At 52.7% G+C, this 24,550-nt stretch carries 20 protein-coding genes; 9 read left to right on the top strand and 11 right to left on the bottom strand.

The features are described 5' to 3' along the window. Positions 1 to 13: 13 nt before the first annotated feature. The 4 genes from RCO25_RS16920 to RCO25_RS16905 form a co-directional block, all read right to left on the bottom strand. Positions 14 to 1,804: an acyl-CoA dehydrogenase family protein gene (locus RCO25_RS16920; RefSeq protein WP_308997320.1), complete on the bottom strand. Its 1,791-nt coding sequence runs from the start codon at positions 1,802 to 1,804 to the stop codon at positions 14 to 16. Positions 1,805 to 1,893: 89 nt separating this feature from the next. Next, positions 1,894 to 3,108, bottom strand: a complete 1,215-nt coding sequence (locus tag RCO25_RS16915) for an acetyl-CoA C-acyltransferase (protein ID WP_308997319.1) — start codon at positions 3,106 to 3,108, stop codon at positions 1,894 to 1,896. A gap of 31 nt (positions 3,109 to 3,139) precedes the next feature. Next, positions 3,140 to 5,581 (bottom strand): 3-hydroxyacyl-CoA dehydrogenase/enoyl-CoA hydratase family protein, encoded by a 2,442-nt coding sequence (locus RCO25_RS16910; RefSeq protein WP_308997318.1) that lies wholly within the window; start codon positions 5,579 to 5,581, stop codon positions 3,140 to 3,142. A gap of 97 nt (positions 5,582 to 5,678) precedes the next feature. After that, positions 5,679 to 7,922 (bottom strand): (Fe-S)-binding protein, encoded by a 2,244-nt coding sequence (locus RCO25_RS16905; protein WP_374992122.1) that lies wholly within the window; start codon positions 7,920 to 7,922, stop codon positions 5,679 to 5,681. Between the two features lie 246 nt (positions 7,923 to 8,168). Between RCO25_RS16905 and RCO25_RS16900 the strand changes: the two genes are divergently transcribed. Next, a complete protein-coding gene (locus RCO25_RS16900; RefSeq protein ID WP_483874712.1) occupies positions 8,169 to 9,020 on the top strand; it encodes an electron transfer flavoprotein subunit beta/FixA family protein in 852 nt (283 codons plus the stop codon). Positions 9,021 to 11,168: 2,148 nt separating this feature from the next. After that, positions 11,169 to 12,161 carry an electron transfer flavoprotein subunit alpha/FixB family protein gene (locus RCO25_RS16895; RefSeq protein WP_308997317.1) on the top strand — a complete coding sequence of 331 codons (993 nt, stop codon included), beginning with the start codon at positions 11,169 to 11,171 and terminating at the stop codon, positions 12,159 to 12,161. 258 nt (positions 12,162 to 12,419) lie between these two features. Here the strand turns inward: RCO25_RS16895 and RCO25_RS16890 are convergent, their stop codons facing one another. From RCO25_RS16890 to RCO25_RS16865, 6 genes are all read right to left on the bottom strand, one after another. Beyond that, the gene (locus RCO25_RS16890; RefSeq protein ID WP_308997316.1) at positions 12,420 to 13,091 is read right to left on the bottom strand and encodes an SOS response-associated peptidase; all 672 of its coding nucleotides are present in this window, start codon (positions 13,089 to 13,091) and stop codon (positions 12,420 to 12,422) included. Positions 13,092 to 13,228: 137 nt separating this feature from the next. Then, positions 13,229 to 14,080 (bottom strand): AraC family transcriptional regulator, encoded by an 852-nt coding sequence (locus tag RCO25_RS16885; RefSeq protein ID WP_308997315.1) that lies wholly within the window; start codon positions 14,078 to 14,080, stop codon positions 13,229 to 13,231. Between the two features lie 382 nt (positions 14,081 to 14,462). Continuing rightward, the gene (locus RCO25_RS16880; protein ID WP_308997314.1) at positions 14,463 to 15,176 is read right to left on the bottom strand and encodes a hypothetical protein; all 714 of its coding nucleotides are present in this window, start codon (positions 15,174 to 15,176) and stop codon (positions 14,463 to 14,465) included. Between the two features lie 25 nt (positions 15,177 to 15,201). After that, positions 15,202 to 15,654 (bottom strand): flavodoxin, encoded by a 453-nt coding sequence (locus tag RCO25_RS16875; RefSeq protein WP_308997313.1) that lies wholly within the window; start codon positions 15,652 to 15,654, stop codon positions 15,202 to 15,204. Between the two features lie 32 nt (positions 15,655 to 15,686). Then, complete coding sequence (locus RCO25_RS16870) at positions 15,687 to 16,487, bottom strand: hypothetical protein (protein ID WP_308997312.1); 801 nt, start codon at positions 16,485 to 16,487, stop codon at positions 15,687 to 15,689. A 437-nt stretch (positions 16,488 to 16,924) separates the two neighbouring features. Then, a complete protein-coding gene (locus RCO25_RS16865) occupies positions 16,925 to 17,515 on the bottom strand; it encodes a hypothetical protein (RefSeq protein ID WP_308997311.1) in 591 nt (196 codons plus the stop codon). 121 nt (positions 17,516 to 17,636) lie between these two features. On the opposite strand from RCO25_RS16865, the gene ilvA reads away from it, so the two are divergent. Then, positions 17,637 to 18,905: a threonine ammonia-lyase IlvA gene (gene ilvA, locus RCO25_RS16860; RefSeq protein ID WP_308997310.1), complete on the top strand. Its 1,269-nt coding sequence runs from the start codon at positions 17,637 to 17,639 to the stop codon at positions 18,903 to 18,905. Positions 18,906 to 18,962: 57 nt separating this feature from the next. On the opposite strand, the gene RCO25_RS16855 is transcribed toward ilvA, so the two are convergent. Next, on the bottom strand, positions 18,963 to 19,940 hold the full coding sequence (locus RCO25_RS16855) for an aldo/keto reductase (protein ID WP_308997309.1): 978 nt from the start codon (positions 19,938 to 19,940) through the stop codon (positions 18,963 to 18,965). Between the two features lie 133 nt (positions 19,941 to 20,073). On the opposite strand from RCO25_RS16855, the gene RCO25_RS16850 reads away from it, so the two are divergent. From RCO25_RS16850 to RCO25_RS16825, 6 genes are all read left to right on the top strand, one after another. Further along, positions 20,074 to 21,237, top strand: coding sequence for a diglucosyl diacylglycerol synthase (locus tag RCO25_RS16850; protein ID WP_308997308.1), 1,164 nt, complete (start codon positions 20,074 to 20,076; stop codon positions 21,235 to 21,237). A gap of 18 nt (positions 21,238 to 21,255) precedes the next feature. Beyond that, complete coding sequence (locus RCO25_RS16845; RefSeq protein ID WP_308997307.1) at positions 21,256 to 22,449, top strand: MFS transporter; 1,194 nt, start codon at positions 21,256 to 21,258, stop codon at positions 22,447 to 22,449. 15 nt (positions 22,450 to 22,464) lie between these two features. Next, entirely contained in the window at positions 22,465 to 23,073 is a 609-nt protein-coding gene (locus RCO25_RS16840) for a TVP38/TMEM64 family protein (RefSeq protein WP_308997306.1), read from the top strand. A gap of 11 nt (positions 23,074 to 23,084) precedes the next feature. Further along, positions 23,085 to 23,462, top strand: coding sequence for a hypothetical protein (locus RCO25_RS16835; protein WP_308997305.1), 378 nt, complete (start codon positions 23,085 to 23,087; stop codon positions 23,460 to 23,462). A 166-nt stretch (positions 23,463 to 23,628) separates the two neighbouring features. Then, positions 23,629 to 23,772, top strand: coding sequence for a hypothetical protein (locus tag RCO25_RS16830; RefSeq protein ID WP_308997304.1), 144 nt, complete (start codon positions 23,629 to 23,631; stop codon positions 23,770 to 23,772). Positions 23,773 to 23,797: 25 nt separating this feature from the next. Next, on the top strand, positions 23,798 to 24,097 hold the full coding sequence (locus RCO25_RS16825; protein WP_308997303.1) for a transposase: 300 nt from the start codon (positions 23,798 to 23,800) through the stop codon (positions 24,095 to 24,097). Positions 24,098 to 24,550 lie beyond the last annotated feature (453 nt).

Raw genomic sequence — 24,550 nt, 5'->3', positions numbered from 1 at the left:
ATGCTCTCCCCCTTCACACGACATAATGCTCATTGCGAATGACACGAGCGGCAATGGACCGCTTCAAAGCAACCGTATCCGATAGCGGCGCGCGCATCAGCTTCTTCAGAATGGAGAGCTGCATTTGCAGCCCGTCTCCCTGCTCCAGTGCGGTGAGCGCAAGCTTCGCCAGCGAGTCGATCCGCTCCATCGTCTCTTGCACGAACACCGTAGTCATCGCAATCACATTTTCCGTCTTATCCGAGTTGACGCCGCCGCTGGCCTTGCATATTTTTTGCGAGCGCAGCAGCGCGCTTTCCATTGCAAAAATATTAATCATGAGATCGGCAAGCGAGCACAGCACCTCCTGTTCCTGTTCGAGCCGCAATCCCAGCTTCTGAACAGCAAGCCCGCCGATGGCAAGAAAGGTTTTCTTCGCTTGCGCAACGCGGAACGCTTCCTTGCTTAGCGGCTTTTCGAGCGGCGGAATCGGCATCGGCTGCACCAGCTCCGCTTGCAGCGAGCGCACCTTGCGCAGCAGCGGCAGCTCTCCCTTTAACGCTTTTTTCATCAGCGTGCCCGGAATGAGCATCCGGTTAATTTCATTCGTTCCTTCAAAAATCCGGTTAATCCGCGAATCCCGATATATTCTCTCCACCTTATAATCGCGGATGTAGCCATAACCGCCGTGAATCTGCACCCCTTCATCCGCCACAAAATCCAGGGCTTCGGATGCAAAAACCTTAATAATCGAGCATTCTATGGCATACTCTCCAATCGCCTTCGCCATTGTCACGCCATCTCCGGCTGTTCCGTCTGCGGCTTCCGTTGACCGCAGCATCGCATCGATCCAGCCGGCAGTCCGATAAACCATGCTCTCCAGCACGTACGTGCGAATGTTCATATCGGCAAGCTTGGCGCCAATGAGCGGATACGAGGAAATCGCCCGCCCAAACTGTTTTCGCGTGTTCGCGTAGGACGAAGCGAGCTCAATCGTCTCCTTGGATGAACCGAGGCAGGCAGCACCAAGCTTGAAGCGACCAATGTTCAAAATATTAAAGGCAATCTGATGCCCTTTCCCGACCTCCCCAAGCACGTTTTCAACCGGCACCGCTACATCTTCAAAAAACAAAGGGCGTGTTGAAGAACCCTTGATGCCCATCTTATGCTCTTCCGGTCCGATACTGAACCCCGGCATCCCCTTCTCGACGATAAAAGCAGTAAAATATTCTCCGTCTACCTTTGCGTATACGATAAACACATCCGCAAAACCAGCGTTTGTAATATACAATTTCGAGCCGTTAAGTACATAATGCTTCCCGTTCGGCGACAATCTGGCTGTGGTCTTCGCCCCTAAAGCATCGGAGCCGGAGGCTGGCTCGGTTAAGCAGTAAGCAGCAATCCGCTCCCCGGTAGCAAGCGCAGGCAGGTAGGCCTGCTTTTGCGCGGGTGTACCGAAAAATACGATAGGCAGCGTCCCGATGCCTGTATGTGCGCCAACCGATAGCGCAAACGACGAGGCGCGGGCCAAGGTTTCCGCGAGCAGCGTCGTGCTTACCTTATCCAGCCCAAGACCGCCGTAAGCCTCGGGCACATCGGCTCCGAGCAGGCCAAGCTCACCGGCCTTACGCATCAGCTCTACCGTCAAATCGTAGTTCAGCGCTTCAAGCTCCGCATCGCGCGGCGTAATTTCCGCATCCATGAACTGCTGAGCCGCTTCTCCCATCATCCGCTGCTCTTCCGTAAAATCCTCAGGCGTCACGACCGATTCCGGCGCACTATCCTCCACGACAAACCGACCGCCAAAACGTATCGTTTCCGTCATGCCGCAGGTCTCCCTTCAGTCAAGCGATTATTAGGAACATTAACTTTATCCGTCATAAACCATTAATGCCGTGCAGCTATCCACATGGACTAGCTGCCGTATACCTCGATCACTCCCGCTGCTCCCATTCCTCCGCCTACGCACATCGTGACAACGCCGATTCCGCCTCCTCGTCTTCCCAGCTCATGAATAAGCGACACCGTCAGCTTGGTTCCCGTGCAGCCAAGCGGATGTCCTAGCGCGATGGCTCCGCCGTTCACATTAACCCGTTCGGGATCGATGCCAAGCTCTCTAATAATGGGCACGCACTGGGCGGCGAAGGCTTCATTCAGTTCAAACAAATCTACCTGTTCTATCGTGATACCCGCTTTCCGCAGCGCCTTAGGGACTGCTTCAATCGGACCGATGCCCATGATCTCGGGAGCGACACCCGCTACGCAGAAGCTGCGAAATGCAGCAAGCGGCCGCAGCCCCAGCTCCTCAGCCCGCGCTCGGTTCATTACGATAACAGCCGCTGCGCCATCGCTCATTTGCGAGGTATTGCCTGCCGTGACCGTCCCTTCGCGTGCAAAGGAAGGCTTAAGCGGCGCCAAGGTTTGAACGGTGGTCTCCGGCCGCACTCCCTCATCCGTATCAAATTGAAACACCTTCGACCAAGGGCGTCCCGCATCGTTTACGCCGGAACGGCTTGCGGTGATCGGTACGATTTCCGCTTTGAAACGCCCTGCCTCAATCGCCGCTGCCGCCTTGCGGTGACTGGACGCCGCGAAAGCATCCTGCTCCCCGCGTGATACGCCATAGCGGCGGGCCACCTCCTCGGCGGTATGCCCCATGCCCATATATACTTCCGGCCGTGCGTCTACAATAGCGGGATGCGGCGACAGCTTGAATCCGGTCATCGGCACATGACTCATGCTCTCTACTCCGCCGGCGGCGATAATATCCGCATCCCCAAGCCGGATGCGCTCCGCAGCGTAAGCGATCGCTTGCAGCCCCGATGCGCAAAAGCGGTTAATCGTAACGGCCGGCGTCGTCACCGGCAGCCCCGCGTAAAGCGAAATGGTCCGGGCCATGTTGAGCCCCTGTTCGCCTTCGGGCATCGCGCAGCCGATAATTACATCCTCAACGAGCTCTGGCGCTAAGCCCGGCACGCGTTCAAGCGCGCCTTGCAGAACAGCCCGCCCCAGATCCTCCGCCCTCGTCTCGGCCAAGCTGCCCTTCGATGCTTTGCCGACCGCCGTCCTCACCGCAGCAACGATAACGGCATCGCGATCGTGACTCTCAAACGGTGATGAAGCTGACATTTCGCTCTCCTCCTTCGGATAATAATAGCGTTTAGTTACGCAGCGGTTTGCCTGTCGCAAGCATATGGCTCATGCGCTCCTGCGTTTTGCGTTCGCCGCACAGGCTTAGGAACGCTTCGCATTCCAAATCGAGCAAATATTGCTCGCTTACCTCCGCGCCTGCCTGAATATCGCCGCCTGCAAGCACGGCACCGAGCTTACCGGCAATAAGCGCGTCATGCTCGCTAATATGGCCGCCTAGCTGCATGGCCTGCACCGCGACCTTCAGCACGGCCTTGCCTTCTCGGCCCGCGACGCGAATGCGCCCCTCCGCCTGCGGCGGATAACCCGCGCGGTCCAGCTCAAGCACTGCCCGCTTCGCTTCGGCGAAGCGCGCTTCCTGACGCATAATGACGCGGTCCTGCGGCCTCATAAGCCCTAATCGGCTGACCTCGAAGCCGCTGGATGATGCTTTGGCCAGCGCTATCGTCTCGAACAGCAAATTTAAATGCGGCTGCAGGTCTCCGCCCGGCTTGCCGCTGCTAGCGGCCGAAGCCCGCTCGGCCGCCATTGCAGCAGCTTCCTTGCAGCCTCCGCCCGCAGGAATCAGGCCAACCCCCGTTTCCACGAGTCCAAAATATGTTTCCGGAGAATAAATAATTTGATCCGCAGGCAAGCAGGCCTCCACGCCGCCGCCAAGCGTCATGCGATGCGGTGCCGCCACGACGGGCCGGTCAAGCCGCTTCAACTGCAGCATGCTGCTTTGGAAGAAGCGGATGATATCTTCAACCTCATCCCATTCACCGCTCTGCGCCTCCATCAGCAGCAGCATTAAATTCGCGCCGACGCAAAAGTTGCGCCCTTCGTTTGCGAGCACCAGCCCGCGCCAATTTTGCGATACCTCCTTCGCGCTTTGCGTAATGGCGGATAAAATATCGCCTCCGATGGCATTGTTCTGCGAATGAAATTCAAGCAGCGCCACATCGTCGCCGATATCGATCAGACTCGCGCCGGGAGTGGAGAACACGGTTTTCCCAGAAGCCTTTAACGCCGCAATCGAGATCGAATCCGCCTCTGCTTCTTCCAGCTTATAGGCTCCGCTCGCTGCATAGACCCGTTCGTTGCCCTGCGACTTATAGAAGCTTTCGTTACCCGCGGCAAGTAATCCCGATACCCATTCCGGTATCGCATCTCCCTCCTTCTGCATGCGCTGCACCGAATCGCGCAGCCCAATCGCATCCCACAGCTCAAATGGACCCAGCTCCCAGTTAAAGCCCCAGCGCATCGCGCGGTCGATATCCGAGATGGAATCCGCGATTACCCCTACCTGAGCGGCTGCGTAAAGCAAGGTTTTTTTGATCGTTGACCAAGCGAATTTCGCGTAGCGGTCACGAGGATCGGTGCGCAGCAGCGCATTCACCTTGCCGGCAGCACCTTTGGCAGCCTTTGAAGCGTCGATGACGGGAGAGCTCACTGGACGCTTTGGTCCGTATTCGAGCGTATCGAGCCGTAGCGTCTCGATTTCGCTGCCGCCTTTTCCCTTCACCTTCCGGTAAAAGCCGGCCCCCGTTTTCTCGCCGAGCCGTCCCGACGCAGCGAGCTGCTCGAGCAGCGGCGGCCTTGCAAATATTGCCTGCTCCGCAGGATCGCTGCTCCGCTCGCGCACATTGTCCACAACATGCAGCAGCGTATCCAGGCCAACCAGATCAAGCATGCGCAGCGTCGCCGTCTTTGGCCTGCCCATCGCCGGGCCGGTCAAGGCATCTGCCTCCTCCACCGTCAGCCCGTATGCCAGCGTATCTTCAAGCGTGATCAGCATGCCATAGGTGCCGATTCGGTTTGCGATGAAGTTCGGCGTGTCCTTCGCCAGTACGACGCCTTTGCCCAGCCGTTTCTCGCAAATCTCTGTTAAGAGCCTCACGACCTCTGGCGACGTATCCTTCGTGCCTACAATTTCAACAAGCTTCATATAGCGGGGCGGGTTAAAAAAATGCGTCACTCCAAAATGCTGCCGAAACTCCTCGCTCCGCCCTTCAACCATCGAAGCTGCGGATAAGCCCGACGTGTTTGTCGACACGATGGTTCCCGGGCTGCGGGCAGTTTCGATTTTGGCCAATACCTCCCGTTTAATGTCCAGCCGCTCGACCACGGCTTCAACAATCCAGTCCGCCTCACTAAGCGCAGCCAAATGATCATCTAAGTTACCTGGCGTAATTCGTGACGTCCAGCTCGGATCGTAGAGCTGTGCCGGCGATGCTTTGCTCATTCGGGCTACCGCAGCGGCAGCAAGCCGGTTTCGCACCTTGGCATCTGCCAGCGTCAAACCTTGCCGTTCCTCCTCCGCTGTCAGCTTTTGCGGAACAACGTCCAGCAGCACGACGCGCATGCCCGCATTGGCCAGGTGAGCCGCAATTCCCGCACCCATTACGCCGGAGCCGATCACTGCGGCTTTGCGTATGCCGCCTGCATTTTTTTGCGACGATTGTATCGCCATATACAGCCTCCTTTTTTTGAATCATCCACAAGCTTAACGGCTTAAACCGTTCTCTGCGGCAAACGCTCATTTCCCGTCACGTTCCCCGTTTTCCCCGTTACTCGCCAAATACACTCTCGGCCAGCAGCTCCGCCACATCACGCGCAATGACCTTCTCCTCCGCGGATAAGGCTTTCAAGCCGTCCTCCAACATCGTCAGGCAGTACGGGCATGCCGAGCTGATGACAGACGGCTTTACCTCTAATGCCTGCGCGGTTCTTGCATGGTTGACGCGGGTGCCCGAATGCTCCTCCATCCACATCAGTCCGCCGCCCGCGCCGCAGCACATTCCGTTGGAGCGCGAACGCTCCATCTCTTCGATCGTTACGCCCGGAATGGCTCGCAGCAGACTGCGCGGCGCTTCATAGGTATCGTTGTAGCGGCCTAAATAGCAGGAATCATGTACAGTTACCCGCTCATCAATCGTATGCAGCGGCTTCAAGGAGCCGTCCGCCAACAGACGCGCCAGCAGCTCGGTATGATGCTCGACGAGGATGTCTTGGCGCAGGCCAAAGTCAGGATATTCATTTTTGAGCGTGTTATAGGTATGCGGGCACGCCGTCACGATATGAGCAATTTCATATTTGTTGATGGTCTCGATATTCTCGCGGCACAGCTCTTGGAAAAGCAGTTCATTGCCAATCCGCCTTGCGGTATCGCCGGAGCTTTTTTCCTCCAGGCCAAGCGTTGCAAAGCTTACGCCTGCATGGTTCAGCAGCCGCACCACATCGTACAGCACACGCCTGCTGCGCATATCGTATGCCCCCATCGAGCCTGCCCATAGCAGCACATCAGCCTTTTTGCCCTGCTGTCTCAGCTCCTGCATCGTGGCAACCCGAATGCCTGTGCGGCTCTCGCATTCGCTAATCCAAGCCGCTCGTTCGGCGCGCGGCAGGCCCCACGGGTTGCTCTGACGCTCAATGTTCTGCAGTGCGCGCTGTCCGTCTGACGGAAGCCTGCCCTCCATCAGGACAAGGTAGCGGCGCATATCGATGATTTTATCCACATGCTCGTTGCCGACCGGACACTGCTCCTCGCAATTGCGGCAGGTCGTGCACGCCCATAGCTCCTCCTCCGTCAATACCTCGCCAATAAGCTCCACCTCCTCCGGCTTAACACCTTCCTTAATACTCCATGCTCCTGCTTGCGCAGCCATCGTCGGCTCAATGTTGGTTATCCCATCAGCTGAAGCCTCCCAGGCTGGAATCACCCCTCCCATTACATGGGCTTTAGGCCCATTTGCTTTGGATTGCCACAGACTGGCAGGAAGCCAAGGCGACTTGGATGTGATCGCTGCGCCTTTTTCCGTTAAATGATCCCTCAGCTTCACGATGAGATGCATCGGCGAGAGCAGCTTACCGGTGCTTGCAGCCGGGCAGACATTCGTACAACGGCCGCATTCGACGCAGGCATACAAATCGAGCATCTGCTTTTGCGTGAAATGCTCCACCTTCCCCGCGCCGAAGGTTTCCGCCTCCTCATCCTCCAGATTAAGCGGCGTAAGCCGTCCTGGGGGCGTGCTGCGCCTAAACCAAAGATTGACCGGGGCCGTCAACAAATGAAAATGCTTCGACTGCGGCACGTACACCAAAAAGCTCAGCAGCACCAAGAGATGAAGCCACCAAAATAATTCAAAGCCGGCATGCGCCGCCGCGCTTTCCGGCTGTACGCCAGCGCTTTGAAGCAGCTGGACCAGCAAAACGCTTACCGGTGCGTAGCCTGCTTCAACCAGATGAACGGCAGGATCCGCTTTTGCCGCTGCCAGCCGCTCGAACGCCAAAGAAAATAAAATCGTGAGCATCAGCGAGCCGATAAACCACATAACGAGTGACGGCTTCCACCCGCGCTTAAGCCGCGGCAGCCTCTCCCCGTAACGGCGAAAAGCACCGTACAGCACAGCTGCAAAGACGAGCGTAACGGTCATCTCCTGCGTCAATGAAAACCAGCTATAATAGGGCAGCGGCAGCGGAGCGCCGTCATTCAGCCCCTTCCAAATCAAATCCGCCGCACCAAACTGAAGCACAATAAAGCCGTAAAAATAAACCAAATGCATAATGCCGCTTCTCACATCGTTCAGCAGCTTGCGATGACCGAGCACTTGAGCGCTGAAGCTGGATTTGCTTTTGAGCTTGCGTTGATAACGCGTAAAAACAGCAGGCACCCCAAGCCTCATATACAAAATCCGCCTCTGCACGACCATCGCGAACATTGAAACGGCAATCAGCACAACGGCCGCAAACAATGCCCATCTTCCCCAAAATAACCATTGACCGACAGATCCAGCCGCCAATAACGATGGCATACGCCCCGCCCCCCTTAAATGCCCGCTCCTTAATCAGAGCAGCTGTGCGCAAAGCAGTCGGACAAGCAATAAAGCGCTTCCAAAAATAGCCGCGATGATTCCATGTATATGTCCTTTTTAACGCGAACATGCCGCACGCCGGGTGATTGAAAACGGTCTAATCCTTTTAGAAGAGACATATCGTAGCAATGATGGACAGTATCTTCAACATGTCTTCAAAATGTCGGTATAAGTGAGGGAGCTTCTATGCTGAAAATATTGGTGCTTCTCAAGCAAACGTTTGATACCGAGGAGAAAATCATAGTAACCGCTGCGGGCGTCGATGAGAAAGACGCCAAATTCGTCATCAATCCTTACGATGAATATGCGCTTGAAGAGGCGCTCCGCCAGCGGGAACGGCTGGGGGGCGAGGTCATTGCCGTCACTTGCGGCCCGGAGCGTTCCCAGGATGCGCTCCGCACCGCGCTCGCTATCGGCGCGGACGAAGCGATACGGCTCGACAGCGGGTCCTTGCCGGATGACGGAAGCGCGGTTGCCGCTGCGCTTGCTGCCATCATCAAGCCGCTCTCCCCCGACCTGCTGCTGGCCGGCTTATTTGCGGTAGACAGCGGCGCTGGCAGCGTCGCTTTGCAGATCGCGGAGCGGCTGGGGCTGCCCCATGCCTCCTCCGCCGTTAAACTCACGATCCTGACCGCTGACGAGCTCAGCTCTCTGCCAAAAGAGGGCTTACTGCTTGAAGCTGGCGCATCAAGCGCCGTGCGTTTTGCGCTCGTTGAGCGTGATATCGAAGGCGATACCGAAACCGTATCGCTCCCGCTGCCTGCGCTCATTACAGCCCAGCAGGGCTTAAACGAGCCTCGCTATCCGTCTCTGCCGGGCATCATGAAAGCGAAACGAAAGCCGCTTCGCACCGCCACGCTCCAAGAGCTGGTGAGCAGCGGTGCGCTCTCCGCGGAAAGCGTCTCGCCACGCACCTCTCGCTCGAAGCTGCTCCCGCCCCCGCCGCGCGCAGCAGGCAAACGCCTGCCAGGCGCGCCGGCGGAGCAGGCCGCATCGCTGGTGTCGCTGCTGCGGGAGGAAGCGAAGCTGCCTCTTTGAGCGGGGGAGTGATAGGAGCTGCCGCTGGGCGCGGCGAGCCTTAAGAGGAGCACGAGCTGACGCTGGTGAGGCTCAGCGAGCCTTAGGAGGAGCGCGGGCTGACGCTGGCGGGGCTCAGCGAGCCTTAGGAGGAGCGCGGGCTGACGCTGGCAGGGCTCAGCGAGCCTTTGGAGGAGCACGGGCTTCCGTTGGCGAGGCTCGGCGAGCCTTAGGAGGAGCGCGGGCTGCCGCTGGCAGGGCTCAGCGAGCCTTTGGAGGTGCGCCGGCTTCCGTTGGCGGGGCTCGGTGAGCCTTTGGAGGAGCGCGGGCTGCCGCTGGCAGGGCTCAGCGAGCCTTAGGAAGAGCGCGGGCTTCCGTTGGCGAGGCTCGGCGAGCCTTTGGAGGAGCGCGGGCTTCCGTTGGCGAGGCTCGGCGAGCCTTTGGAGGAGCGCGGGCTTCCGTTGGCGAGGCTCAGCGAGCTTTGGAGGAGCGCGGGCTGACGCTGGCGGAGCTCGGCGAGCCTTTGGAGGAGCGCGGGTTGCCGCTGGCGAGGCTCGGCGAGTGCGATAGAACTGAAAAACACACTAGTGTTGAGCTGGGCTGATATCAGCGCTTTTGCAAACCGGTCAGCTTACCCGCATTCTACACTGCAGTTTGTGCAATAGAATGCCTATAAGGACCGGAAGAAACGCGCTACGCTGCAGTTTGTACAGTAGAATCAGCAGCTAATCGGCTCCAACGGCGCTTAATAGGCTATTCCGTTGTATAAACTGCAATGTAGCTCACCATTGGAGCTCTTATGTAAGGTTTCTGTTGCACAATATGCAGCGTAGGCACGGAACACTGATGGTAGTTAAGGGACTTAACTACCTACCAGGAGCGAAAGTAAGTAAAAACACACTAATATTGGTTTGTTAGAGGCTTCTGCAAATCCGACAGCTTACCCATACTCTACACTGTAGTTTGTGCAATAGAATGCCCATAAGAACCGACAGAACCGGGCTACGCTGCAGTTTGTACAGTAGAACCAGCAGCTAATCGGCTCCAACGGCGCTTAATAGGCTATTCCGTTGTATAAACTGCAATGTAGCTCACCATTGGAGCTCTTATGTAAGGTTTCTGTTGCACAATATGCAGCGTAGGCAAAGAACACTGAATGGTAGTTAAGGGACTTAACTACCTACCAGGAGCGAAAGTACGGAAAAACACACTAATATTGGTTTGTTAGAGGCTTCTGCAAACCGGTCAGCTTACCCACATTCTACACTGCAGTTTGTGCAATAGAATGCCCATAAGAACCGACAGAACCGGGCTACGCTGCAGTTTGTACAGTAGAACCAGCAGCTAATCGGCTCCAACGGCGCTTATTAGGCTTTTCCGTTGTATAAACTGCAATGTAGCTCATCATTGGAGCTCTTATGTAAGGTTTCTGTTGCACAATATGCAGCGTAGGCAAAGAACACTGAATGGTAGTTAAGGGACTTAACTACCTACCAGGAGCGAAAGTACGGAAAAACACACTAATATTGGTTTGTTAGAGGCTTCTGCAAACCGGTCAGCTTACCCACATTCTACACTGCAGTTTGTGCAATAGAATGCCCATAAGAACCGACAGAACCGGGCTACGCTGCAGTTTGTACAGTAGAACCAGCAGCTAATCGGCTCCAACGGCGCTTATTAGGCTTTTCCGTTGTATAAACTGCAATGCAGCTCACCATCGGAGGTCGTATGTAAGGTTTCTGTTGCACAATATGCAGCGTACGCAAAGAATACGGAATGGTAGTTAAGGGACTTAACTACCATTCCGGAGCGATAACACATCAAATGGTAGTTAAGATACTTAAATATAAGGAGTTAGTCTAGCCGCGTTAGCTGAGTGAGGTTTTTTTTGCGAGGCTATGATACATCTCAGACGGTGCTGCTGCAGCCAAACCTCCACTGCTACCTGAGGGCGCCATTAGAGTAGGCACAAGGAGACGCACAGCAACTTAGAGACTAACGTATTTCCCTGCTGCAAGCTGCACAGTTACTTGTTCGTAGATACAGATATGGCGGCGGGGAATCCCTTTTTTCGATAAGTTGGTGCTCGTGCGGTGCGGCAGAGGTTGAATTAGTTGTAATGAGCAAGCTTGATTTGTTGTAAAAGTAACGGGAGAGGAGCAGCATCCTATGTCCAAAACCATTCTTGTTTTTGCCGAAAGCCGGAACGGCGCGCTCCGCCGGGTGGCGCTGGAGGCACTCGGCGCAGCTCGGCGGCTTGCAGGCAAGGACGGCGCTGTCCATGCCATCCTTGCCTGCTCCGGCGGCGCGGCGGAAGAAGCCGCCGCGCTAATCGCGCGGGGGGCGGCCGTCGTGCATATCGCCGACGACCCTTCCCTCCGCGCCTTTGCGCCCGAGGCGTATATCGCCGCCCTTGGCGCAGCCATGGCTGCGGTGCAGCCGGACGCGCTATTGCTCGGCCACACCGCTATGGGGCGCGAGCTCGCGCCCCGTGTGGCCGCAGCCATTGGCGCCGGCCACATCGCCGACGTCATCGCCATCGAAGCATCTGACGATGGCGATGACGTCGGCTTCATCCGTCCACTCTACGCCGGCAAGGCGTTCGAGCGGCGCAGCTTTGTACCGGGCCATCCGTGGGTCATCACGGTGCGCCCGAATAATTTGCCGGCGGCAGAGCCTTTGGACGCCGCCGAAGCTGCAGGCACCGTCGCGGAGCTTCCGTTCACGGTGCCGCCGCTCTACACCGCCGTGCGCAGCCTCGTGCGCCGCGCCGGCGGCCAGCTTGATCTGGCCGAAGCCGACGTCGTCGTTTCCGGCGGGCGAGGCGTTCGCAGCGCAGCCGGCTTCGAGCCGCTGCAAGCAATGGCCGCTGCACTCGGAGGCGCGGTTGGAGCCTCGCGCGGTGCCTGCGATGCCGGCTATTGCGATTATGCGCTGCAAATTGGGCAAACCGGGAAAGTCGTCACCCCGCAGCTTTATATTGCTTGCGGGATAAGCGGCGCCATCCAGCATCTCGCTGGCATGAGCCAATCCCGCGTCATTGTCGCGATCAACAAAGATCCCGAAGCTCCTATTTTCGGTATTGCCGATTACGGGATCGTGGGCGATTTATTCGAGGTCGTTCCCTTGTTAACGACAGAACTTCAGCGCGAACGCGCTTAATGTTCAATTCAGAGCTGTAAGCTCATGAATAAGCATGAACGCAAAGTAGCTCAACAAGCGTAAACGGCTGTCGCCGTCCTCTGTGGCAAAGCAGTCGTTTCGCGGAGATATATAAGCACATTTATATGTAAAAACATATAAATTCTTATATATTCAAAAAAGGTGCCGGTGTTGTAGGAAATACAACACCGGCACCTTTTGACGTAAATGTATGCTTCTAAGGATTCACACCTCCGGCTCGACGCCGATAAGCCTTCTCTAAGCAAAATCAGGGCGGATCTCACGGATGCAATCCGGCGACTCGAACAGATCATCATGCACTGCATTCGTAACCGGATATGCGCGCATCAGATAGGAATCCATGGCCTCTAGATGCTTACGCAGTCCGCTGAATTCCGTAATTCGAGGATTGAGCCAATCCTCAATGCCTTCCTCGTCCAAAATAACCGGAACACGCGGCTGCCACACCGACATCGCTCCCGTCGAAGCCGCGGTAATCATCGTGAAGGCACGCACCTCTTTGCCGCTCACGTTTCTCCAGCAATCATAAATGCCGGCAATGCCGAACAGCTGCTGGCTTGGAACGACGATGTGCATCGCCCTCGGGTCACGTTCTTTTCCAAATTGCTTTTGGCCAAAAAAACCGCTGCAAGGCAGCACGCATCTTTGTCTCCGCAGCATACGTGCCAAAAACGGCTTATCGGACAGTGTCTTGTGATCAGCATTTACGGCATCCTTTGCCCAGAAAGGAAACAAGCCCCATCGTGACTCCTGAATCGTCCTTTGATCAAATCGATCATTCATGACAATCGACACCGTCTGCGTAGGCGCTACATTAAATCGGTTTGTATGCCCCTGAATAACCTTTCCTACTTGAAACATCTCAACAATATCTCCAATTTCTGCCGTTAACGAAAACCGTTCAATCATTGCGACCACCCTTTACACGTTGTTTGAATCCAGTTTCTGTTAAAGACAATAAAATTATGCAATGTCCTGAGCAAAATAAACAAATGGCGGGAAATGAAGCCTCAGCTCCGTTTCCCGCCATTTTGTCCTGCTATGACCTACATCGTAAACCTTTTGCGGAATTTCAGCGGCGGCATACCGGTATGCGACGCAAAAAGTCTCGAGAAATGCGGCGTCTGCCGGAAGCCTGTTTCCTCCGCTACCCGCGCGATCGTCCAATCGGTTTTGATGAGCAGAAGCTTCGCTTGATCTAATCTGTAATAAAGTAAATATTGCTGCGGCGTACAATCGAATACCTCCGTCATACAGCGCGTAATGTAATTAGTATGCAGCTGTAGGACATCGCTGAGCATCGTGTTGCTGATCGGGCTCCGATAATTCAGCTTCAAATAGGCGGCTGCCCGCTCCGCGACCGATACCGCTGCTTTGGCAGCATCCGAGCGCCAACCCTCGTCCAGCATTTGCAGCAGATGCAAAAACCGCTGCTGACGATCCCAGAATGCGCCATGCGACGAGCTTTTGGCCGCTTCATGCAGCTGGGAGAAGATCAGCTTGGCCTCATCCGGATAGGTAAGCTTCATCTGCTTGGGTAAACGTATCGCATACGTATAATAATCGCCTCGCAGCGAGCCGCTTTGATTGCCGACGGTTTCCTCCCATGCTCCGACCGTTTGGAAATGAATCCAGTCGAACACCGTATCCACCTCGCAAGGACGCGTGGAATAATGCCAACGATCTGGTCTCAGAATCAGGACATCGCCCGGACCGAGCGTCCATCTTCGGTTATCCTCGGCCACATGCAGCGACCCTTCATTCACAAACAGCAAATCAAAAACGCCTAGATTCGTCCGATTCGGATGCTCCTCGCCAGCGCGATAGGTTAAACGGTTTGATTCTATGAAAAACGGCAGCGGCGGTGAACGGAATGTTAGTAATAGCTCCTCTGACAATCGAATCTCTCTCCTTCTAAAGTTTTGCGAAGCAAAACTTACTTCGTAAGCATAAGCTTTGTTTTGCGAAGCAAAACTTACTTCGTAAGCATAAGCTTTGTTTTGCAAAGCAAAACTTTCTTCGTAAGCATAAGCTTTGTTTTGCGAAGCAAAACTTTCTTCGTAAGCATAAGCTTTGTTTTGCAAAGCAAAACTCACTTCGATGCCTATGTTTTTTTGCTCAACAAAATTAGATTCCCATGTGTAAATATGCAAAAAATGACTACTGCCCATGTTACTTGAAAACCGTTTCATTTGTCTACAACAAAACAAAACCCCCAACTCTTCCGCAATCGGAATTCATTTGGGGCTTAACGTAAATTCTATTCATTTATTAGTCTATTCACATTAAGAATTGGACCGCCGACCCTGGATTGACCTTGAAAAAGTCGACATCAGGCAGCAGGCTTTTTATCAAATACATATAATCATAGGAACGTTCCAGCGATTCCTCATCAGGCACATAGACAATCCTTTTACCGCTGAGAAGGGATAGCACTTCAATTCGTGTCGGAAGTTTCTCAAAGGCGCTCATGCAAAACACCGACGTCATATGAAAAAGCAAATCGAGAGAATCCTCATCCACATCGACCACCAGTTTCTGCACGATATAATCATCAGCGCCGCCTTCTTGGTCCACGGAAACCAAATGAAAAATTTGCGATATTTCCAAATCAAGCTCATCCACGTAAGCAGTTAGCTGTTCATAAAAAATAATAGGCATGCTCGGGCAGGAACCGCCAAGTAAAAAAACGGTCAATTGCCCCTTAACGGTCTGCTTCATTTGTAAAAAATGCTCGTCGGAATGGAACTTATAATTCCGATTCGTCCACCAATGCTCAACGGATGCTTCAATCGTTGCTTGCGTACGAGCCCCTTCAGGAAGTCCGTAGAAATCATTTACGCTGTGGCTGGCTGCGTATTGAACCATTTGTCTCCAGTTTACGTCGCTATCCCGCTTGCGGCCCTTCTTGCTGCTCGCAAAACGGTCGGGGCAGCGCAGCAGCTCTTCCAGCTTATAATCTTCAACTCTTAATACCGTGGGAATCTGCTCCATTATTAAGGCCGCCCCTCTCTCATGATTATCCTGCTACCGCTACAAGTCCCGCAATTTGACGCCCAAGGCTTCGGCCTTGCTCTTTCTCAGCTTCAGACGCATTGTATTCAAACTTAATGCATTCAGCGGAAATGGCTGCGCCAAGCTCCTTGAGCTTCGTCTCAATTATATCCACCGCGGCGCAATAAATCGGATATGAGGTATCTCCCGAACCAAAAGCGGCTGCTACCTTTCCGCTAAGATTAAGCGAGCTCATCTCGTCGTAAAAATCAATAAATTCATCCGGCAGCTCGCCGTCTCCCCATGTATAGGCTCCAATGATGATGCCGTCATAATCATTAAGCTCCGCTGCGCTAGCATCAAAGGCTTCTTTTAGAACAACCTCCGCTCCCGCTTGCTTAATCCCCTCTGCAATGGCCTCTGCCATTTCTTCCGTATTTCCCGTCATGCTTGCATAAACTACAAGTACTTTCGGCATCTGTCATTCCTCCGCTTCCTGCTTTTATATTTTTAAATATTCATGGTTTGAATACCTTCGAAGAGTGTCGCCATGTACAGGTTGCCGCCCTGCATATCGATGTCTGTCACCGGGCATCCCAGCTTAATAGACAGCAGCGTGATTTGATTGCAGATGTAGGCGAGTTGGAACAGTCCGCGGTCCGTGCATACATAAATATCATTTCCTTTGGCAAGCACCGAAAAAATAAACGGCTTGCCGAATCGGATTCGATCGAATCTGCCTTTCTTATCTCCAATAAGGAGCTCGCCTTTGTCACTCGTGCCGATCAAATGACCTCTGAAAACAGCTAAGCTCGTAACACTCGTTTCCAGTTCAAAATGCGCCCAGTCATCCATAAAACGATCATAGAGAGAAATACCGCTCTCATGCGCAATGATTAAATACTGAGGCAAATTGATAAAATCGTAGACCTTCTTGTCTTCGCATGCGATTTGCTCCCATTTGCTGCCCGATTTGGACCAAAGTCCATATTCAGTAGCCGCATAGCTGGTCCCGCCGATTTTGCGGTATTGATAGCATGGGATCGATAAACCGTCATTGTCCCATGCTTCGCCGTTCCATTCGTAAAGCCCGCTGCTTGTGCAGGCATGCAGCAAGTCATGCTGCAGCTGCAAGCGATTCACATTGGTGTTATCGTCCAACCCAAGGCTCAGCTTCTCCCAGCTTCCTTCTGCATCGATTTGATAAATACCGTGACCGACTGAAGCGGCAAACAAGCAGTCAGGTCCTGCCTTTACCGATGAGAAGGGAAAGAGCAGCCAATTCCAAGGTTTGCTTGTTTCAATTTGCATATCTCTTGCTCCTTCAAAAAGATTTTTTAGTCTGTTGTGTGTTGAAGCTGCTGTGCAATATATTTGCTCCCGTGCTCGGGCATTATTTGGCGTATGTTTTCATTTAGAAGTTGATTTCTTTTACTTTGATTTTGTAAAAGGAACGCCGATTTCCGTTTTTTCAAAACCAATTCATAAAGCAAGCCCATAAGCTTTGCCTCCCGCATTAGGTCAATATGTAATTGCTCCTTCATGAGTGATAATGATTATCACTTTCGTATATATGATAACCATTCTCAATTTGAATGTCAATTCATTTATTACAGCCACAGGTTATGCAAGCGCTGGTTTAGCGATTTTCTAATTCAACTAACAACAAGCACGAAAAACAACAAGAAAACGGCAGGCCAAGGTATATTCCTTGACCTGCCGTTTCAATTCTATTTCTGATCCTAATTCTATAAACGTAATTCCAATTGCAGCTTAAACAGTACCTTAATCTGATCCTTCAAAAACTGCATATCCCGCACCGTGACAATGTCCTGAGCAGGCAAATCAAGCGGAACGTTAATGGTCTCTAGCATGTTGACGGGCAAGCTCGTATTTTTTAAGGATAACGACTGAGGCCTTAGTACAATGTTTGGAGACTGCCATTCCAGTGAATATTCCGCTTCAAGCGCTGCAGGAATTCGCCCCATATAGGTAACGTTCATGTGCGCGATCAGCTTCTTCTCTTCCAGCTCGAAGCTGGCTCCGTCCAGCTGAGTATCCTGCGCGATTACCACGGATGATGATCCCGCTTCCCCGCTTGCGTACTTTTCCTTCAGATGCCTTTTGATCAAATCGTTAATATCCGCCTCCGTAAGGACAAGTTCAGGCTTTAATTTCTTGACCATAGCAAGCACCTTTTCGTTTACATCAATCGGCTCATAGCTTAGATCAAGCTGCTCATCCGGCGCAATATAGGACAGCATCCACCAGGCAGCGCCGCCAAGCAGCAATAGAATGACAATAAAGAGCAGAAGCAGTCTTTTTATAATTCTCCCCATTTCTTACCCCTCCTTGCAATATTAAATAGTGATTTTCGATACGTTTACTTGCGATGATAATGCTATAATGAATCCATTCATTTATGCTGCTGATCCACGAAAGCCGAAAGGAAGGTCACCTATGAACACGAACAATGTACCGCTGCAACGTATTGGACTCGAAGATATCGTGCAAGCGCAGATGCACTTAAAGGATGTCATAACGCGTACGCCGCTTCAATATAACCGCGTGCTGTCCGAGCGCTACAACTGCAATTTGCTTTTAAAACGAGAGGATCTGCAAATCGTTCGCTCGTTCAAAATACGCGGCGCCTATCACTTGATGCGTTCACTCGGACAAGAAACCTTAGCTAAAGGCGTTGTATGCGCAAGCGCAGGCAACCACGCGCAGGGCGTTGCTTACTCCTGCCAAACGCTCGGTATCCCCGGCAAAATCTATATGCCCAGCACAACCCCACGCCAAAAGGTGACGCAGGTCAGCTTCTTTGGCGGCTCTCAGGTTGAAGTCATACTGACCGGCGATACCTTTGACGATGCTTATGCGGAAGCCGTGGCCGAGAGCAATCGCAGCGGCATGGCCTTTATTCATCCGTTCGACGATCCCAAGATCATCGCAGGAAACGGTACAGTAGGTCAAGAGCTGATGGAAGCGGCCGATTCCGTACCCGATTTCGTATTCGTCACCGTCGGCGGCGGCGGACTTGCGGCAGGCGTTTCTTCCTATACCAAAATCGTCTCGCCGTCCACAAAGGTGATCGGCGTGGAGCCCGAGGGCGCTCAGTCGTTAAGAGCTTCGCTCGATGCAGGCGAAGTCACGCCGCTCGACCAAATCGATAAGTTCGTAGACGGCGCAGCCGTTAAGCGAATCGGCGATTTGACGTTTGAGATCTGCCGGGAGCTCCTCGACGATGTAATAGCCGTGCCAGAAGGAAAAGTATGTACAACCATGCTGGACCTGTACAATGAGAATGCGATTGTAGCCGAACCGGCCGGTGCGCTGCCGATTGCCGCGCTGGAAGCCTACCGCGACCAAATTCAAGGAAAAACCGTCGTCTGCGTGGTGAGCGGCGGCAATAACGATGTCGACCGTATGCAGGAAATCAAAGAACGCTCCCTCATCTACGAAGGCTACAAGCACTACTTTATGGTGAGCTTTCCTCAACGTGCAGGAGCGCTCCGGGAATTTCTCGACCGCGTGCTCGGACCTAATGATGATATTACACGCTTTGAGTATACAAAAAAATCGAACAAGGACAACGGCCCCGCACTCGTTGGCATCGAGCTCAAGCACAGAGAGGATTACACTCCGCTCGTCGATCGGATGACCAAGAAGGGCTTTCAATTTCTAGAGCTGAACAAGGACCCCGTGCTGTTTAATTTATTGATTTGATCCGCTGCTTAATCGAATACGCCCCGCTTCCACGAATGGAAACGGGGCGTTTTGCATTTACCAGGCGTAAGCGCGAGGCGCGTCTCCGCCAGGACCGGGGAATATTTCATCAATACGTTTGAGAGCCGATTCATCCAAGGAAATTTCTACTGCGCGAAGAGAGCGCTCGAATTGATCCAGCGTACGAACGCCGATAATCGGTGCCGTCACAGCCGGATTGGCGAGAAGCCATGCCAGTGATACAAGATCCTCGGGCTCGCCAAGCTCATCGCAAAACGCCGCGTAAGCATCAAGCTGATCACGGTGCTGCTCCAGACGCTTCGAATCGCCGCTGCGGCGGCCTCCGTCCTTGCGGCGATGATTGCCCGCAAGCAAACCGCCGTCTAGCGGGCTCCATGGGATTACGCCAAGGCCCAGCTCCTTCGAAGCCGGCAGCACTTCAAGCTCCGGCAAACGGCATAACAGGTTGTACTTATGCTGCTCGGACACAAGGCCAATGGAGCCTCTAGCCTTGGCTTCGCCCTGCGCAACCGCAATATCCCAACCCGCAAAATTACTTGAGCCTATGTAACCAACCTTCCCTTGCGAAACGGCCGTTTCAAAAGCTCCCCACAGCTCGCTCCAATTTACGCTGCGGTCAACGTGATGCATTTGATATAGTTCTATATGATCCGTTTGAAGGCGCTTAAGCGAACCATCCAAATGTCTGCGAATTTTGTACGCGGATAAGCCGGCGTCGCGGTTAGGACCGTCATGAGCGTCATGCATATCGCCATATACTTTTGTAGCCAAAACCGTACGTTCGCGGCGTCCGTCACCTTTTTGAAACCATTTTCCGATGATTTCTTCGGTACGGCCTGCATTTTCGCCCCATCCGTAAATATTAGCGGTATCGATAAAATTAATGCCTGCATCCAGTGCTGCATCTAAAATACGAAATGATTCCTTTTCGTCTGTGTCTACGCCAAAATTCATCGTACCCAGACATAATCGACTTACTCGAAGACCTGATCTTCCTAGTTTCGTATACTGCACTCTAATCATCGCTCCTTCAAATTTGAAATAGGATGGATTGCTTATCCATTATACAAAAATTACACAAAGTAACCAAATTCCGTTCACGTTCGCATAACAATCATCCGCTACACTACCTTCAGGAGGTGTATCCATGATTCGTTTCGAAAGCAATCCACAGCCGAAATTTCTAATTTTGTATGCATCTTACGGCGAAGGCCACCTGCAGGTTGCCCGTGCGATTAAGAGCTCCTTGGAGGAGCTTGGCAATCATCGTACGGTAATGGTCGATCTCATGGCGGAATCGCATCCTTGGATCAACGAAGTCACCAGGCGTTTTTATTTAAAGAGCTATACGCATATGCCTTCGCTCTATGGCTGGATGTATGATTTCACAAAGCAGATGAAGCATAATTCCTGGTTTGGCGGCTTGCTTCACTCCTTTGGGAGAGAAAAAATCAGACGTATTCTCCAGACGGAGCAGCCGGATATCGTCGTGCATACCTTTCCGGGCTTCGCGCTGCCAGAGCTTAAACGTCGGAAGGACTCCCATCCCCCCTGCTTTACCGTGATCACGGACTTCGATCTGCATGGCCGATGGGTACATCCAAGCATTGATCGCTATTATGTCGCGACGGACGATTTAAAACGCGAGCTTACCCAGCTCGGCATTCCGAATCATGCCGTTCAAGTTACCGGCATCCCGCTTAAGAGCGGCTTCCGTGCGACCGCCGCTTCAAGCGAGCTCTACGAACGTTACAATCTTAACCCCAATCAACCGATCATCCTCATCATGACAGGTGCGCAGGGTGTCATGCCTGATGTAGCTCAAATCTGCAGCAGATTGCTAAATGACCCTGACGTCCAAGTCGCGCTCGTATGCGGACGCAATCGCCTTATGAAGGAAAGCATCGAAAGACAATTCCAAGACCATTCCTGTTTCTCCCGCTTGCATCTATATGGTTTTATTGAACCGATTCATGAGCTCATGGCCATCTCGGATTGCCTCATTACGAAGCCTGGCGGTGTTACCCTCTCAGAAGGCATTACCGCGGGTCTGCCCTTATTCATCTACCGTCCAGTTCCTGGACAAGAAAAGCAAAACGCGCGATATCTCGCTTCCAAGGGGGCGGCTGTTATCGCTGATGATGTAACTGAGTTGACGGACCAAATTTTGAAACTCGTCCATGATCCGTTACGTCTTACTATTAGCAAGCTCTCTACCAAGCAGCTTCAGTCCTCGCAAACAGCGGCTGACAGCATTGTTTTGGATATTTTATCCACTATACGTATAATGGAGAAAGCATCGACTCTATAAGAGATAAGGAGCTTGACCTTGCGCACAAATCAAAGCTACTCATTTGGAGCGGAGATGCGCCTTATCTCCGTTATTTTGTTCATTGTGGAATTTGTTAGAGGTGCTGTGCTCGTCAGTTTGTTACCCATATATGGCGCAAAAACATTAGGGCTCGCACCCGATGTCATCGGGGCTGCCATTTCTGCCCACTACTTGGTCGATACGCTGCTCAAAATGGTAACCGGCTATCTGTTAGACCGCTTTTCCACCCGGATCGTGGTGCAAGCAGGGCTAATCATTTCTCTGATCGGCGTTTATTGCCTGCAATTTGCCGAGCTCCCTTGGATGTTTATCGGCGCTGCGGCTTTATACGGCATCGGGATGTCACCGATTTGGATTGTTTGCCTGACAAAGGTGAGCAAACAACGCCGCGCTGCCCAAATGGGTCTTCTTTACACGATCTGGATGGCTGGACTCGGAAGCGGCCCTATCGTATGTAATATTTTACTCGATGTCAGCGTATCGTTTACGTACAACCTGCTTGTCAGCTTGTCCGTTGCAGCATGCCTGCTAACGCTCTTTATGAGCAAAGAAAGGGCTGATACGCCTATCCGAATGCCGCTGCGCAAACAGCTGGCCATTCTTAAGGGAAGACTACGCGCGATGCGGCTTCTGCTGCCGGGCATGATTTTGCAGACGACCGGAGCAAGCATGCTGGTTCCGATATTGCCAAGCTTCGCGGAGCAAGAGCTCGGACTGACTGGCACACAATACTCGATTCTTCTTACGGTGGGAGGTATTCTTGCTGCTGCCGGTCTCATTCCGATGGGAAAACTCTCAGACAAAATGAACGGCAAAAAGTGGTTTCTTGTCGCCGGCTTCGCTGCGTTCGCACTAGGTTTATGTATGCTGGCTTCGGGTCTCGGGTTCTGGTATTGTTTACTTATATCGGCAGTCCTTGGATTGTCCTATTCCGCTATTTTGCCTGCATGGAATGCGCTGCTTGCCTCTTACGTGCCACCTAAGCAAGAAGGTCTAGGCTGGGGGGTTTTTTCCACCTTTGAAGGAATCGGTGTCATGATAGGTCCGGCTGCCGGCGGCCTGATTGCCGCATGGAACGGAGAAATCGCTGTATTTTGGACAAGCGCCGTCCTCTTTGGGCTCATTGGATTGTTTTATTTATGTTTCCCATTCCAGGCGTTTGCTGCAAGTAAAAAAGCTATAAACAAGTAGAACGGAGTTAGATTTATGGATGATTGGCGCAATTGGCTCGAATACATAAAGCATTTGGATCTGGATTCCATTCAGTGGACGCTGGAGAGCTACTCGCAGTGGGGCCCGTTTCCGGGCATTCTGCTTCCAATGATAGAATCGTTTCTCCCTTTCCTTCCGTTAATTCTCATCATTGCCGCTAACGCCAACATATATGGCCTTGGCTTCGGGTTTCTATTCTCATGGATCGGCGTAACTGTCGGTGCGATCACTGTATTCTGGATCAGCCGAAAGCTTGGCCGCAATGTAAAAGGCCGTTTGGAGCGTCGTTTTCCAAAATCGGAACGGTTTTTCAACTGGGTTGAGCGGAAGGGCTTCACACCGCTGTTTCTGCTCGCTTGCTTTCCTTTTACGCCGTCTGTCATCATTACGGTCGTCTCCGGTTTAAGCAAGGTGCCCTTCCATACGTTTTTGCTTGCGACGCTGCTCGGAAAAGCCGTTATGATTTTTTGTATCTCGCTGATCAGCTTCGATATTGGCAATCTCGTCGATGAACCTTGGCGTATTTTCGTCTCGATCACCGCTGTGCTTGTTATGTGGTTCGGCGGCAAACGGCTTGAATCCCGTTATCAGGTAAATGGGTGAGGTGACGGCGTATGACAAAAATGATTAGCTTGGCGGCTTCTATGCCGCCTCTGCTCCTGTCTTGGTTTGACATTGGCGCGACCGCGATCGTGCTTATTATTGCCGGCGTATTGCTCGCCGGCATGTTTATGTTTGTGCGGATTGCTTCAGACGATTCGGACAAATATAAGGATCTAAAGGAGATGGTGGAGACGATTTTTGGCACGCCTGCCCACCTTAGGCCCCAAACACAATCAGATGATTCCTCCATTAGCCAAAAAGGGAAGGACTCTGCCAAAGAGCTTGCCCCGGCTAACCTTGCACCCTTCTCCGAGCCTTGCCCTGCCTGCAGCGAAACCGTCACGGAACGTGACGCAAGCTGCCCTTCCTGCGGGCTGCAGCTGCAATAATACCCGCTTTAACTGAACCGAATGCCTGAACTCATACATTTCTTCCGTTTGTGGCACACTGTAGAGGATCTTCTTGTGAAGACAAGCGAAACGGTGGAAACCGCTTAGGCGGCGGCGCCCGTTTCGCGGCAACGAATACCAATGAAATTCTCAGGAGGGTGATCTCATGTCAGGCGAACAGCCATCCGATCAACAGAAAGCGGCAAGCAAAGCGCAATCGAAAGCAGACCGCAACTTAGCGAGCAAACAATCAGCGAGCGAGCTGCAGTCAGATGCCGATCGCGCAGCGGTGCCCAAGCACGGATTATAAGTATAGGAAGGTTGGTTGACACTATATGAGCAATTCTAATGACCATCATGAGATGAATCCCATGTCAGGCGAACCTGTAGAAGTAAAAGGCACGTATCGCAATGAGTGGGGACGTGAGGAGCAGCTGGAACGCGGAGATGTATTCCCTGCTGATCCCATGCTTGGATCGACAGAGTGGCAGCTGGTTGAGCTCTTCTTTAATAATCATCATGAAGGACATACCGATCCGCGATTGGTGCCGCATGATAATGCCAATAATCCAGAGGCCCATATGCAGCATCCTCGCCGCCATGAGGGAAGCAACAAAACGGATGACGATCAGTAGCCGATAGGCATAATACTGCTGAAAGCGCCGTGTGGAGATAGGCGTAGAAATTTATCCCTGCGCATTCAACCTCCATATGAAAAACAGCAGGTTGGAGCGCCCGATAGCGTTTTCCAGCCTGCTGTTTTTGTTTGTTAAGGCTTCTGTTGTACATTCTACAATAGAAACCATAAATTTAAACCCGCGAGCAACCTACAATGCAGAATATACAATAGAATGAGCTCATTGGGGCAGGCCATAAGCGAGCTTAGGCTGCCCTATTGCAGAAACTGCAATGCTGGGTAGACGTTTAGTGGTATATCGATGGTTCTATTGTATAAACTACAGCGTAAGGCGGTTATATCTTGAATGGGTTTCGTATATGCTGCCTATTCATCCGCAGCCGGCTTAGAGCCGATGTGTGCTGTTCACACACAATAGCGGAAGATGAACATGTGATGGTGCGAGGAGCAG

This window comes from Paenibacillus sp. LHD-38, from assembly GCF_031157315.1.
Classification (GTDB): domain Bacteria; phylum Bacillota; class Bacilli; order Paenibacillales; family Paenibacillaceae; genus Pristimantibacillus.
Note: the sequence above shows the minus strand (reverse complement) of the source record. Positions and strands in the feature narration are given on the sequence as shown.